Raw genomic sequence first — 12,913 nt, 5'->3', positions numbered from 1 at the left:
CGCGGAGATCGCTACTTGACAATGTCATCTCTGCTGCTACGCCAGCTAAGTAGCTAATTGGCTTCATGTGCACCAGCAAGCCGATGTTCAGTCCACCAGCTTTAATAGCTTATTTTGTCCTAATACATCTTGGTTCTTTATTTTAAACTCCCTACAAACGCGGTAACATTGCCTAGGCAACAGGCACCTTGAGGGTTGTTTACTTCGCAGCCACAGCGGTTCGACTGGACATGGCTCTTAATATGGTCAACAGGGCGCTGATTATCGCTAATCGCTTGAGCAAGTCGCTCTCTCGTCCAATCAAAACAGTAGCACACTGGTACATTCATGCTAAAGTTCTTTTGGAATACGGGTACTTTCAGGGCATCTTCTTCAAACGTTTGTGCATGAGTACCACTGAAATAAACGGTGTTACAAGACGAATTTGGACAGAAAACATATGTATGATCTGGTTCAATAGTTTCCAAAGAATAAGCAGTGAGCAAAGACTTTAATGTAATCAGAGGAACACTTCTACCCTTCTCCCCGCAGGAAGGACAATTGGTTTTGACTGGTTCCACTTTGCTGGATGGTGCGCAACAATCCATATTGAATTTCACTCCTTAACCGGATTATCAGTCTATTACTTTTTTTCACTGTATAGTGAACACTAAATGAGCTGTTGTACCAATGCCTTCTTTACTTTCTAAGAGTACGTTCCCACCATGAGCTTCAACAAGCTTCTTCACAATTGTTAGCCCAATACCACTTCCTCCTGATTTTCTATCTCGAGATTTATCCACCCGGTATAATCGTTCAAACACATAAGGAAGTTCCTTTGAATGTATCCCAATTCCAGTGTCCGATATGAACAGCTCCACTTTATTACCATCCTCTTTTAGTTGTACACTTACTTCTTTACCTTCAGGTGTATACTTGAGCGCATTCGAAAGCAAATTAATCAAAATCTGGACAAATCGCTTACGATCCACTTTTAGAAATATTGAATTTGTTTCATTGACTGTTAATTGGATCTGCTTTTCAACAAAAGCAGGTCTCATCGACTCTACAGCTTGGTCTACAATTAATGATATATCTTCATTCTGTAAATCAAGATGAAAGTGCGGTGATTCCATTTCAGTCAATTGTTCTAAATCACCCACCAGATCGATTAAACGTTCAATTTCTTCATGACATCCTCGAATTCTATCGGGTGTCGGTTCCCATATACCATCAAGTAGAGCTAGCATATGACTTTTTAAAGTGGTTAACGGTGTCCGCAGTTCATGTGCGATATCAGATGTCATGATCTTTCGCAAGTGTTCTTGCTGCTGCAACTGTTCCGCTAAATAATTGAGTGAGTTACCCAAATCAGCAAGCTCATCTTTTCCTTTTAACATTGTTCTGGCATCCAAATGACCTTGTGCCATTAGCTCGGATACCTTCTTCATTTCTAATAAAGGCGCAGTAATTTTCTTTGCTACATAGAGGCTTATCAAAACAGCCAATATAATTCCAATAACAGAAGTCCAAAGTACAGATTGAATCAGTGCAAGTTCCAAATGATCAAACAATATTGAAATATTCAGACCCATGCCCATATCTTGATCCCGATACATAGAAAAATGGTAAAGCATTTCAATGATTAAAGTTATACATGTAATGAGTAATATGCCCGCCGCAATCCCAATATAGGCAACCACGTGCCGTCCATACAATCCCTTTATCATTTTTCGCCTCCTGCGAAACGATAACCGACTCCGAAAACGGTCACAATAAATTGTGGTTGTTTAGGGTCTGGCTCGATTTTTTGACGGAGATTCTTAATATGTTGGTCAATAGTACGCTCTTCACCTTCATAATCGAAACCAAGTGCCTTCTCAATGAGTTCTTCACGTGTGAAAGGCCGTTCAGGGTGCCTAGCCAAGACTAAGAGCATTTTGTATTCATTAGGTGTTAGGCTTACCATATTACCTTTAACATACACTTCGTGTTGTAGCGTATCTATCACTAGGTATCCATTATCAAAATCAATACGATCAGCAAGTAAAGTATCTTCTGATGTTCGGCGTATAATAGCTTTTACACGAGCTACTAATTCTCTTGGACTGAACGGTTTTACTACATAATCATCAGCGCCAAGTGAAAGTCCTTGGATCCGATCATCCTCTGAAGCCCTTGCCGTTAACATAATAATAGGAATAGAGGACCCCCTTCGTATTCGTTTGCAAATTTCTTCCCCTGACGTATCGGGCAGCATCAGGTCCAAAATGACTAAGTCGATAGGAGAGTTGTTAAGAATCTCCATTGCTTTCGATCCATTTTCTGCTTCGATGGGGTTATATCCTTCTTTTTCTAGGTACGAAGAAACTACATCTCTTATCTTTTTCTCGTCCTCGACAACTAAAATATTTTTCAAATTAATCACCGTCACAAATTATAATTTGAATTCATTTTATCAGGAAAAATTTACAAAGGAGAACTCCTTTGCAAGAGTTCTCCTTTGGTTTCAAAGCTTAGACAACATCATAACCTTGATCTTCAATGGCTGCTTTAATCTTTTCTAGTGGAAGTTTCGATTCATCAAATTCGATCGAGACTGACTTATTAGATAAATCAACCTTTCCTGTTGCACCCAGTTGTTTGATAGCTCCCTCAACAGAGTTGACACAGTGCCCACAAGTCATACCTTCCACTTTAAGAACGGATGTTTTCATAAAATTCCTCTCCTTTGAATATATATTGGATTTAAACACATACGAAGATTCAGAGATACTATCTCTTACACAATAAATATACCATACCCCCTTATAGTATGCAATAACTCTCGCCTAGTTATTAGTTTAAGTTTACCAAATGTTCTTACGTTCATTCATCCATTGGAAAATTCAAAAGGAATATCATAATTTTATGGGACAAACCATATTTATTGTTACTAGATAGGATGAGGGGGTATCTTATGAGCTATGTAATCATTTTAATTCTCTTTGCTTCTTTAAGTACTTGGATCGTAAGTTTTTTAACTGCTTTTCGAAAAAACATTAGTTGCATGGCCGGAATGATGGCGGCTATGGCATTAGGAATGAGTATTGGTCTTGGGGTTGGAAGTTTAATGGCCCTCTTAATACCAGGTCAATTTTTCCAATCTACAATGATTAGCATGTTAATTGGTGGGACTATAGGCGTAGCAGCGGGAATACCGATTAGTTTGATGGCCGTTATTGATGGATTGATGTCTGGCATCATGGGAGGCATGATGGGAACGATGCTGATTATCATGATTCCTTCCCCTTATGTAGGATTAACCATCAAGATCATGAGCATTTTATGCAGCGGTATTATATTTCTTCTCTTAATAATGCTGCAGGGAGAAGTAAAAAATGATGTTCTGAACCGAAAAACTTTTCTATTGTCCAAGCCCTCTTCCATGTTTTGCTTGATCGTTATGGTTCTCGTTTTGCAGCAATTACCTGTCTTTGAAAAACCCAACTCAATGAATCAGATGGCAGGTATGGGGCTTAAGTCACCAAATCAGGATCATGTTCATAACCAATCATCTCAGGAAACTAACCCTTTAAATAAACCTGACAATGTGCTACTTGTTAAGGCTGCTGAATATTCCTTTACTCCCTCTTCTATTCGAATTATCGCAGGTCAGAAAATTCAACTTGTCCTCGACAACACAGGGCAAGTTGAACATGATTTTGAAATTTCCGGCACAAATGTTCATATACATGCTGCGCCTGGAAAGAAGAGCGAAATGACTGTTAGTCTGGACAAAGCTGGTTACTATCAAGTCATTTGTACGTTACCTGGACATAAAGAAGCTGGAATGAGCGCAAGTATTCAGGTGACTAAATCATAAAAAGCTTTCTCAATAAAGGAAATTATTTCGATAATCAAAAAGGATCTCAACAGTAAATCTTAAAGATCCTTTTCATGTGAAGATAATTCTGAATCCCTGTGGGATTTATGAAACTTGATCCAACAACTGATCCGCCATAGACTCCGTGACCGTTTGAAAGCGGACATTAGTCTTCAGGCGGATTTCGTAATTGTGGCCTTTGGTTTCCGCTAGTTCAAACAAATCTAGAACGGCATACCAGAAATAAAACACCTGATAAATTCTAGCATACAGAATAAATGGAATTTCCTAGTTTTCTCTTTCCATACTTAATCATGGACCTTCTCGATAAATTTTTCTTGAACATGGATAAGTAGTCAGCATATAATGGCTTTAACAAGTTTCCCTAGCGCAAAAAAAATGGTTAAGTAAACATTTTTTCCCTTGAACAACAACAGGAAAAAGGAGGATGAAAATGAGTCCGATACAACCCGTCACTGATACCGAAGCCTTGATACAAAAACCAAATAAAACCGTAATAGCTTGTCGTGCTGCGATAGACGGACAGAGGAAAGGCCTTCGTGCTTTACTCCCGTTTTTAGGGCCTGCCTTTATTGCTTCGATTGCTTATATTGACCCCGGAAATTATGCTACCAACATCCAAGGTGGATCTCAATTTGGCTTTAAATTGCTCTGGGTGATCGTTTTGGCCAATTTGATAGGGATGTTTGTGCAAAATATGTCAGCAAAATTAGGTATTGCAACAGGGAAAGATCTTCCTGAGATGTGTCGTGATTATTTTCCAAAAGGGATAACTTTGACGTTATGGGGGTTCTCCGAGATCGCAGCGATGGCTACGGACTTAGCCGAATTTTTGGGGGCAACGCTCGCTCTAAACTTGTTGTTTCACATTCCCATGCTCCCAGCCGCCTTACTAACCGGAGTGACCACTTTTCTCATCCTCACATTAGAACGGTTTGGGTTCCGGCCTATGGAAAAGTTCATTGCTTCCTTTGTGTTCGTCATTGGGTTCTGTTACTTGATTGAGATGTTTCTTTCGAAACCGAATATTTCTCAAATTGCGTACCATAGTGTCGTTCCATGGATTGGCAATAGCGAAAGCATTCTACTGATTGTAGGGATTATTGGTGCGACGGTCATGCCTCATGTGGTCTACTTACACTCTGGTTTGACCAAAAACCGGATAGTTCCCCGAAATGACACGGAAGCCATAAAAATCAGTCGTTATAGTACCCAAGAAGTAATCATTGCGATGTCCTTAGCGGGCTTAATCAATCTTTCCATGATGACCATGGCCGCCGCTGTCTTTTATCAAACAGGAAACTCTCAAGTGGCGGATATTGAATCGGCCTATCAGACCTTAACTCCGTTACTTGGCTCCGCCGCCGCTAGCGTCTTCTTGATTTCATTACTCGCATCGGGCATTTCCAGCTCAACCGTGGGAACAATGGCGGGCCAAATCATCATGCAAGGTTTTGTGGGCTTCACTATCCCCGTTTGGTTGCGTCGAGTCATCACGATGTTACCAGCGATCATTATTGTTGCGTTGGGGTTTGATCCGACACGAACATTAGTCATTAGCCAAGTAGCCCTAAGTCTTGTCCTACCGATTCCCATCATCGCCTTAATTTACTTTACGAGGCGTAAAGATATCATGGGCGTCTTAGTTAATAAACCCATAGTAAATGTCCTGGCGATCCTTTGCGCGGCAGTTGTTTTAATTCTTAACTTCATTCTAATTTACCAAACGTTGGGTGGGCCTCAACCTTTTTAAAGCAATATTCTCAAGATGCTCAAAGCCGCTCCCCCTTTGCGTAGGTTGGATCGGTTTTTTGCTGCAATAATTCCCATAATGCCAACCTCCTTGTATTCCTTCACGTTTATTGGCCTTGCATTTGTTTATCTACTAATGATTTTTATCTTTTGAAAACAACAATTTTCTAGAATCATCAACAATTTCAAACATGATAATAATCATTGCAGTTAATGCGACAAATAAAGCCATGACCATGTAAAATGGTATTTCATCTAAAATAACCTTGAGTATAGTAAAGAGCGTAATTATAGTCAGAATGGTGATAATCAATATGAAAAGAAGAATTTTACCCAATCGAATCATAATTAGTTCACCGCGGCTCTCGTAATATGTTCATTCTGTATTCTCATCAATACCTATCGACTTTATATGCACTACGTTTTGTAGTCATTTGATAATAAGTATGCATAAAAATGATATATGATGAATGCTTGTTGTTACCATCTCATATATTGTTAAACCAAAAATAAGAGCACTTCTGACCAATTATTAAGAATTGGTTCGAAGTACTCTTTTTCTTCCTACCTTTTTAACCACTAGTTCCCGTTGTCTTTCATTACTTGTGCATAAGCATCATCACTTAAGACCCTGCGTGCGGTTACATATCGCTTTGCATAATAAGACATGCTGAGCTTGTCAATTTTCACGCCATCATCGGCTGCATGAGCGAATGCACCATTACCCACATAAACACCAGCATGTGAAATTCCAGTGCCAAATGTGTGGAAAAATACCAAATCACCAGGTCTTAGATCATCCTGCGATACCCATTCTCCTAGTTGCGCCTGTTCTTTCGATGTCCTTGTAAGCTCTACCCCGAATTTATTGTACACAAATCTTAGAAATCCGGAGCAATCAAATCCAGCTTTTGTAGTTCCGCCCCATTTATATGGAGTTCCTACAAGTTCATTCACGGTTTGACTTAGAGGAGTTTCTGCAAAAGCAGAACCAACTTGTACAACAAAGGATAAAGCCAAACCTAGCAAAAACAATGATGCTTTCTTCAAAACATACTGCCCCTTCCGGTGCCTACGAGGTTAGCTGGAGGGTTCGGTTGAAGGTTCCCTATGACCACTATGTAACGAGATCAATTCACCCAAAATGGTTCCCCCGTTTCCCAGATTGGGAATTCGGCAAATTTATTATTTTTTATTTCTTCTTCGTTAAGATTCGATAAATTTTTTCAAATTCCTGCCCTGTCACAAAATAACCACAATATGTAGTGTATTAGGTCCACGTCACTTATCATCTATATTTTGGGGATAGTAAGTCGCAAATGAGACTGGACTAAAACACTATGTGATTTGGAAAAAAGTTGCACTTGCTTACTTGTGTATGATACAATTGTTGTACTATACACTAAATGAAGATGGTGAATATTTTGATTTTTGCCCAGGAAGAAATATTACGACTTAGAGACAATGTACAGCAATTTATAAGGCTTTTTGGACTTTTAGAGCAATCAGTAACTCCTTGCGGCTATGCTTTGTCTTTATCACAAGTATTTGCTCTACAAGAATTGGAACAGCGAACGTCTTCACTTAATGATTTAGCAGCAAAACTAAGATTAGAAAGAAGCAGCGTTAGCCGACTCATTGACGAATTGGTCAAGAAAGAATTTGTTCATCGGCAGTTGAATGAAAACAACCGTAGAGAAGTTCAACTTACTTTATCAGATAAAGGTGAAAAGACTATTCAACAAGTGCGAAAACAGTCAATCGCCTACTATCAATTAGTTTTAAAAGATCTAACCTTTGAAGAACAACATTCCGTTGTGGATGGGTTTGAATTCTTTGTAAGAAGTTTGAAAAAAAGCAAGGAGGAAACCTCATGATAAGTGCCAAAAAGCAAATCGGCACCTCTGTTCTGTCATTTCTACTTTCCTTTTTAGCATCTTCTCATCACTGGTTGCATATGGGGAGGGCTAGAATCAAAAAAGTTCAGTTTGCATCATGTAGATGCAAACTGAACTTTCATATTTATAAGCAACTACTTCATCAACTTGTTCACGGTAGTTAAAAGCTCCGCTATGACATCGTCGTCACCTTCTTGGATACGCTCGATTACACAGCTTCTCAAATGATTCTCTAGCAATAATTTCCCAACCCCATTCAAAGCGGATTGAATAGCTGCTATTTGATTTAATACGTCATCACAATACGTATCTTTTTCTATAAGACCTTTCACGCCGCGAATCTGGCCTTCGATACGATTCAATCTGGTAGTAATATTATTTTTAGTTTTTTCTGAGTGATGGCTTTTTCGCTCCCCAGAAGAATGGCAAGATTCCTTGAGGTCTTCTTGAAGCTCTTCCATATAAACAACCACCTTCCTACGCTTAGTATATCAATACCCCGTATCCCTTGTAAAATGGCAATTAGAATAACAACCATCCTGAAAAGGGTCGTTGAAGTCATTATATCAATTGATTTATGGCTTCTTCTAGTGTGTTCTTTGGTACGAAACCAGTGACAGTCCCAACCATGGATCCGTTTTTATAGAAAAACAAAGCAGGTAGACTCTGTACATTTAATTCCGTGGATACAACAGATTCCGTCTCAACATTGATCTTTGCAATTTTTACAGTATCACCGTATTGATGGTCCAGCTCCTCTAGAATGGGAGCAAGTAATTTGCAATAGGAACACCATGGTGCCCAGAATTCAATGATTACCAGACCTTCTTGCCCGATCGTATCCTGAAACGTTTGATCTTTAATATCAATGACCATAGTGTCTCCCCCACTTTTACATAAGCTTAGAGTTTAATTCTTTGAAGTCTTAACGCATTTAATACTACAGATACTGAACTTAGTGCCATCGCGGCTCCCGCCAACCACGGTGCTAGGAATCCTAGAGCAGCAATTGGAATACCAATTACATTATAGGCCAGTGCCCAGAATAAGTTCTGCTTGATATTGGCCATAGTCTTTTTGCTCATGAAGATTGCATCCGGAATGCTATTTAGATCGCCGCGCATTAGAGTTATATCTGCAGCTTCCATAGCAACATCTGTCCCAGTACCGATGGCCATACCGATATCCGCAGTAGCTAAAGCTGGAGCGTCATTAATACCATCACCAACCATGGCAACCTTCTTGCCGGCTTCCTGCAGTTTCCTCACTTCAGCCGCTTTACCTTCTGGCAGCACTTCTGCAAGAACATTATCAATTCCAGCTTGCGCGGCAATAGCTTTGGCCGTACGTTCGTTATCCCCGGTAATCATGATGACTTGTATACCCAGATCCTTCAACCGCTGAACCGCTTCTTTAGACGTTTCTTTAATGGTGTCAGCAACAGCAACCATACCCGCATACGTTTTATCAATCGCAACTAACATAGTCGTTTTACCTGATTCTTCAAGACGATTCATTGTCTCATATGCGGACTCCGCCTCAACACCATATTTGCCCATGAGTTTTCGAGTTCCAATGAGCAATTCTTTGCCTTCTACAATAGCCCTAATACCAAACCCGGGAATAGCCTCGAATTCCTCTGTTGCTGGCAGCTCAATGCCCTTATCCTTGATTCCCGTGACGATTGCTTCGGCTAAAGGATGCTCGGAGTTTTTTTCTGCTGCACCTACCCAACGCAAGAATTCGTTTTCGTTCCCAGAGACTGCTAACAATACATCAGTAAGCTCTGGCTTTCCTTTCGTTACAGTGCCTGTTTTATCTAAAATGATAGCATTCACACGGTGAGTTGCTTCCAGATGTTCTCCACCTTTAAACAAAACTCCCAGCTCAGCGGCACGCCCGGAACCGGCCATAATAGATGTAGGTGTTGCAAGCCCCAGCGCAGATGGACATGCGATCACAAGAACTGCAATTGCTTTTTCAAGCGCGATCGCAAAGCTTCCCGGATCAACGGCAAAGAACCAAATACAGAACGTTACGATCGCAATACCTACAACAATAGGGACGAAAATACCCGAGATCCTGTCAGCAACCCTTTGAATTGGGGCCTTTGAGCCCTGCGCTTCTTCAACAACCTTAATGATCTGCGCGAGTGCGGTTTCTTTGCCAACCTTCGTTGCTTGTATTTTTAAAACACCATTTTTATTGATCGTAGCACCGATCGCTTGATCGCCCGCACGCTTCTCTATAGGTAAACTTTCACCAGTTAGCATAGATTCATCAACAGATGAAACTCCTTCAACGACGACACCATCCACAGGGATTTTCTCGCCTGGTTTGACGACAATTACATCCGATACAACCACTTCTTCAACCGGAACACTCATTTCTTTACCATCGCGGATCACGAGTGCTGTTTTTGCCTGCAGCCCCATTAAAGTTTTAATCGCTTCTGAGGATCTACCTTTAGCCAGAGCCTCAAACAATTTGCCAAGAAGAATTAAAGTAATTAAGATGGAGCTGGTTTCGTAATACATCTGCACCATGTAATGACCCGTACTGTTAAGAGATTGAATCGTTAAGTATAAGCTGTAAAAATATGCTGCAGACGTTCCAAGCGCGACTAGTACGTCCATATTCGCACTCCCGTTACGAAGCGCCTTATAGGCTCCAACATAAAATTGTTTTCCGATAATGAACTGAACCGGTGTTGCTAACGCCAATTGAAACCATGGATTCATAAACAGCTCAGGGAGCCAAATAAATGAAGTAAACGAGAAATGGCTCACCATCGCCCAAAGTAAAGGGAAAGATAAAACCGCTGATATAATCATCTTACGCTTTTGATTTTTGATTTCTTTTTTTCGATGATCCCCTGCATCCTTTTGCTCTTGTTTTGGAGCTGCTTTATACCCTAGTGATTCAACTTTTTTGACCAGATCCTGAATAGTTACATTAGCAGGCGTAAATTCAACATGAGCCGTTTCCAGAGCTAGATTGACCGTCGCTTTAGCCACCCCTGGCGTCTTGTTTAATCCCTTCTCGATACGTGTGGCACAAGCGGCGCATGTCATACCTGTAATTTGAAAGTCGACCGTCTCTTTTACTGTGTCATATCCGAGTGATTGAATCTTTTGCTCCACCTGAGACATATTGGTTTTAGTCGGGTCAAATACAACCGATGCCTGCTCCAATGCGAAATTCACTGTTGCCCCAGAAATCCCATCCAGCTTGTTAAGACCTTTCTCGATTCGATTCGCGCAGGCTGCACAAGTCATACCCGTTATCTGAAATGTGGTTTGCTGTTGTCCTACTGCTTGCGTTTTTTCCATCAGAGATACCTCCTATTTTTAACCATACTGCTTAGGGTATATTTTCTATACTACGTCATAACCTTGATCTTCAATAACTTCTTTAATTTGTCCCAAGTTAATCATGTTATCTTCAAACTCCACGGATACGGTTCTTGAGGCCAAATCCACACGTCCAGTTGCTCCAATTTCTTTTAAAGCCCCTTCAATAGAATTTACGCAAAACATCAAGTGAATACCTTTCAATAAACTTTGAATACTTCTCTTTCTTCTTCCCGTGTTCTTGAAAATACTTAATTAATCGTTGAACGACGGAGATCATGTCCTCCTCGGATAAGCCAGATACAAAAAGTTGGGCGGTGGATGCTTTTAATCCCTTACTCTCGCCGCCAATATAAATATCAAACTTTTCGAGAATCTTAACGACCCCAATATCCTTTAGTAGCGGTTCACTTGTTCCCAGGGCGCATCCAGCATAACCTATCTTCAATGGACTCGGCACTGCTTTAGCCGAAATTGCAGCATCCAATAGTTTTGCCGTTTTTAAACCTGCTTCTGCTTCCCCGCGACAAAAGTTACAAGTGATTAGGCTTTTCGTATAAAAGCCAGCAGGATGAATCTCTAATCCGACAGCGGATAGCCTTTGCACGATCTCATGATAATGAGCCTCCTCTATTTCAACATAAAGCTGTTTGAAGGTAGTCAATTCGATGCGGGCGTTATCGCCTACAACCGCTCCCAATGTTGATAATTGTTCCGGACTAAAAACTGTACCTCCTACGCCAAAGCCCGGTGTGACAGCAAACTTCATGGTTGCCATTTTATCTCTCTCCTTTATTTCATATAAAATTCATTTGTATTTTCAATTAATCCTTATAATCATATAGTATACCCCCCATGGGTATAATGTCAAGGTGATTTCTAACATTGTATCCACGCAACATTGGCTGAATATAGAACTAAAAAAAAGCAATACAGCGGCTTTCAATCCGTTGTATTGCTCTTTTTTAGTTCCCTGTACCTTTGTCTACAATTCTTGTCCAATTAGTACCCGCATCTTTGCTTGTATAAATATCTTTTTTGAATGTAGCAATTGTAATTTCACTCTCAGCAGTTGGATTTTGATCAATATAGGATACTGCATCATCTTTATCAAGCGAAGGCAGTTTGATTTCCTTTGTCCCTTTTGTATCCAGGTTTATTTGTTTTAATGTTGCCGACTGAGGGCTTGCGACAAATAATTCTCCATTTTTCGAGAAATATACAGCAGAAACAATAATTTGAGGTAGCAATGTGTCAAATCGATTACCTGAGTCAGTCGAAATAAGAAGACCGGTTTTTGATCCTACCGCAATTGTCTTAGCATCCGTAGGATGAGCAGACATTGTTATAGGTTCGCCACTTAGTCCAGCCGCAGCGCTTTGATTCCAAGTTTTTGCGTCATCTGTAGAGTAAAATAATCCGGCTGACTTCATTTTTGAATTTGGCTGCGCATTGAATACGTAAATCGCATGTGATTTGAAACCTACCGTCATTCCGTGGAAGTCGCTTTCTCCTTCTAATCCTAGCTTAGTCAATGTTTTACCAAGGTCTTCGCTTTTCACTATGCCAAGTGGATTTTTTAAGTTAGAACCTGCTGCAGGATGTCCACTGCTATAAAATCCGTTATCTACTGTGACGAACCCCATATAATCATTTTTAGGAGCATCGACATTTTGCCATTTCCCCTCAGAATAAGCAACTAAACCATTATGGGCAGGGATTAAGATTTGTTTACCACTACTGGAATAACCAATACCGTGGATATGTTCTAAAACAATTTGTTTGTTTCCACATGCAGACACTAACAAAACAACAATTACAAATGATATAAACGTTATCAACTTTCTCATTTGAATCTCCTCTTTTATATTTTAGTAATAGAATAAACAATTACTATAATGAGTAATAACACATTATATAGTATATCATTTACTCATTAAGAAGTAATTCATCGAATCAATTCTGCACTACTTCTACCTGACTACTCTATCCAAGTACCAACTTCACAATTTGCGAAAACTGACACGTAAAGTACTTAAAACCAT

The 12,913-nt window shown here is 40.1% G+C and carries 13 protein-coding genes and 1 riboswitch; of the genes, 3 read left to right on the top strand and 10 right to left on the bottom strand.

Translation table 11 applies throughout. From position 1 onward, the window contains the following. Positions 1–137: 137 nt before the first annotated feature. The 4 genes from PCH02S_RS17430 to PCH02S_RS17415 all read right to left on the bottom strand — a co-directional run bounded on the left by PCH02S_RS17430 (position 138) and on the right by PCH02S_RS17415 (position 2,696). Entirely contained in the window at positions 138–587 is a 450-nt protein-coding gene (locus PCH02S_RS17430; RefSeq protein ID WP_127455217.1) for a putative iron-sulfur cluster-binding metallochaperone, read from the bottom strand. 45 nt (positions 588–632) lie between these two features. Continuing rightward, positions 633–1,709, bottom strand: coding sequence for a sensor histidine kinase (locus PCH02S_RS17425; RefSeq protein ID WP_127455216.1), 1,077 nt, complete (start codon positions 1,707–1,709; stop codon positions 633–635). Continuing rightward, positions 1,706–2,398, bottom strand: coding sequence for a response regulator transcription factor (locus PCH02S_RS17420; RefSeq protein WP_127455215.1), 693 nt, complete (start codon positions 2,396–2,398; stop codon positions 1,706–1,708). The genes PCH02S_RS17425 and PCH02S_RS17420 overlap by 4 nt, the downstream gene beginning before the upstream one ends. A gap of 97 nt (positions 2,399–2,495) precedes the next feature. After that, positions 2,496–2,696, bottom strand: a complete 201-nt coding sequence (locus tag PCH02S_RS17415) for a cation transporter (protein ID WP_127455214.1) — start codon at positions 2,694–2,696, stop codon at positions 2,496–2,498. Positions 2,697–2,938: 242 nt separating this feature from the next. Here PCH02S_RS17415 and PCH02S_RS17410 point away from each other — a divergent pair, with 242 nt between their 5' ends. Further along, positions 2,939–3,844: a cupredoxin domain-containing protein gene (locus tag PCH02S_RS17410; RefSeq protein WP_164819599.1), complete on the top strand. Its 906-nt coding sequence runs from the start codon at positions 2,939–2,941 to the stop codon at positions 3,842–3,844. 454 nt (positions 3,845–4,298) lie between these two features. Continuing rightward, entirely contained in the window at positions 4,299–5,618 is a 1,320-nt protein-coding gene (locus PCH02S_RS17405) for an Nramp family divalent metal transporter (RefSeq protein ID WP_127455212.1), read from the top strand. 578 nt (positions 5,619–6,196) lie between these two features. On the opposite strand, the gene PCH02S_RS17400 is transcribed toward PCH02S_RS17405, so the two are convergent. Continuing rightward, positions 6,197–6,667, bottom strand: coding sequence for a C40 family peptidase (locus tag PCH02S_RS17400; RefSeq protein ID WP_127455211.1), 471 nt, complete (start codon positions 6,665–6,667; stop codon positions 6,197–6,199). A gap of 4 nt (positions 6,668–6,671) precedes the next feature. Beyond that, a riboswitch (cyclic di-AMP (ydaO/yuaA leader) is annotated at positions 6,672–6,806 on the bottom strand. Positions 6,807–7,041: 235 nt separating this feature from the next. Here PCH02S_RS17400 and PCH02S_RS17395 point away from each other — a divergent pair. Continuing rightward, positions 7,042–7,494, top strand: coding sequence for a MarR family transcriptional regulator (locus tag PCH02S_RS17395; protein ID WP_246069130.1), 453 nt, complete (start codon positions 7,042–7,044; stop codon positions 7,492–7,494). 155 nt (positions 7,495–7,649) lie between these two features. Here the strand turns inward: PCH02S_RS17395 and PCH02S_RS17390 are convergent, their stop codons facing one another. From PCH02S_RS17390 to PCH02S_RS17365, 5 genes are all read right to left on the bottom strand, one after another. Then, positions 7,650–7,976: a metal-sensitive transcriptional regulator gene (locus PCH02S_RS17390; RefSeq protein WP_127455210.1), complete on the bottom strand. Its 327-nt coding sequence runs from the start codon at positions 7,974–7,976 to the stop codon at positions 7,650–7,652. A gap of 100 nt (positions 7,977–8,076) precedes the next feature. Further along, complete coding sequence (trxA, locus tag PCH02S_RS17385) at positions 8,077–8,391, bottom strand: thioredoxin (RefSeq protein ID WP_127455209.1); 315 nt, start codon at positions 8,389–8,391, stop codon at positions 8,077–8,079. A 26-nt stretch (positions 8,392–8,417) separates the two neighbouring features. Continuing rightward, a complete protein-coding gene (locus PCH02S_RS17380; RefSeq protein WP_127455208.1) occupies positions 8,418–10,847 on the bottom strand; it encodes a heavy metal translocating P-type ATPase in 2,430 nt (809 codons plus the stop codon). Between the two features lie 184 nt (positions 10,848–11,031). Continuing rightward, positions 11,032–11,646: a nitrite/sulfite reductase domain-containing protein gene (locus PCH02S_RS17370; protein ID WP_127455206.1), complete on the bottom strand. Its 615-nt coding sequence runs from the start codon at positions 11,644–11,646 to the stop codon at positions 11,032–11,034. A 187-nt stretch (positions 11,647–11,833) separates the two neighbouring features. After that, positions 11,834–12,718 (bottom strand): F510_1955 family glycosylhydrolase, encoded by an 885-nt coding sequence (locus PCH02S_RS17365; protein ID WP_127455205.1) that lies wholly within the window; start codon positions 12,716–12,718, stop codon positions 11,834–11,836. Positions 12,719–12,913: the final 195 nt, after the last annotated feature.

It is taken from the genome of Paenibacillus chondroitinus NBRC 15376, assembly GCF_004000765.1.
GTDB classification, from domain to species: domain Bacteria; phylum Bacillota; class Bacilli; order Paenibacillales; family NBRC-103111; genus Paenibacillus_E; species Paenibacillus_E chondroitinus.
Note: the sequence above shows the minus strand (reverse complement) of the source record. Positions and strands in the feature narration are given on the sequence as shown.

What these genes read in the sequence shown, in the direction of transcription:
- PCH02S_RS17430 (WP_127455217.1), bottom strand. Translation starts at nt 587, where the DNA reads ATGGATTGTTGCGCACCATCCAGCAAAGTGGAACCAGTCAAAACCAAT.
- PCH02S_RS17425 (WP_127455216.1), bottom strand. Translation starts at nt 1,709, where the DNA reads ATGATAAAGGGATTGTATGGACGGCACGTGGTTGCCTATATTGGGATT.
- PCH02S_RS17415 (WP_127455214.1), bottom strand. Translation starts at nt 2,696, where the DNA reads ATGAAAACATCCGTTCTTAAAGTGGAAGGTATGACTTGTGGGCACTGT.
- PCH02S_RS17410 (WP_164819599.1), top strand. Translation starts at nt 2,939, where the DNA reads ATGAGCTATGTAATCATTTTAATTCTCTTTGCTTCTTTAAGTACTTGG.
- PCH02S_RS17405 (WP_127455212.1), top strand. Translation starts at nt 4,299, where the DNA reads ATGAGTCCGATACAACCCGTCACTGATACCGAAGCCTTGATACAAAAA.
- PCH02S_RS17390 (WP_127455210.1), bottom strand. Translation starts at nt 7,976, where the DNA reads ATGGAAGAGCTTCAAGAAGACCTCAAGGAATCTTGCCATTCTTCTGGG.
- trxA (WP_127455209.1), bottom strand. Translation starts at nt 8,391, where the DNA reads ATGGTCATTGATATTAAAGATCAAACGTTTCAGGATACGATCGGGCAA.
- PCH02S_RS17380 (WP_127455208.1), bottom strand. Translation starts at nt 10,847, where the DNA reads ATGGAAAAAACGCAAGCAGTAGGACAACAGCAAACCACATTTCAGATA.
- PCH02S_RS17370 (WP_127455206.1), bottom strand. Translation starts at nt 11,646, where the DNA reads ATGGCAACCATGAAGTTTGCTGTCACACCGGGCTTTGGCGTAGGAGGT.
- PCH02S_RS17365 (WP_127455205.1), bottom strand. Translation starts at nt 12,718, where the DNA reads ATGAGAAAGTTGATAACGTTTATATCATTTGTAATTGTTGTTTTGTTA.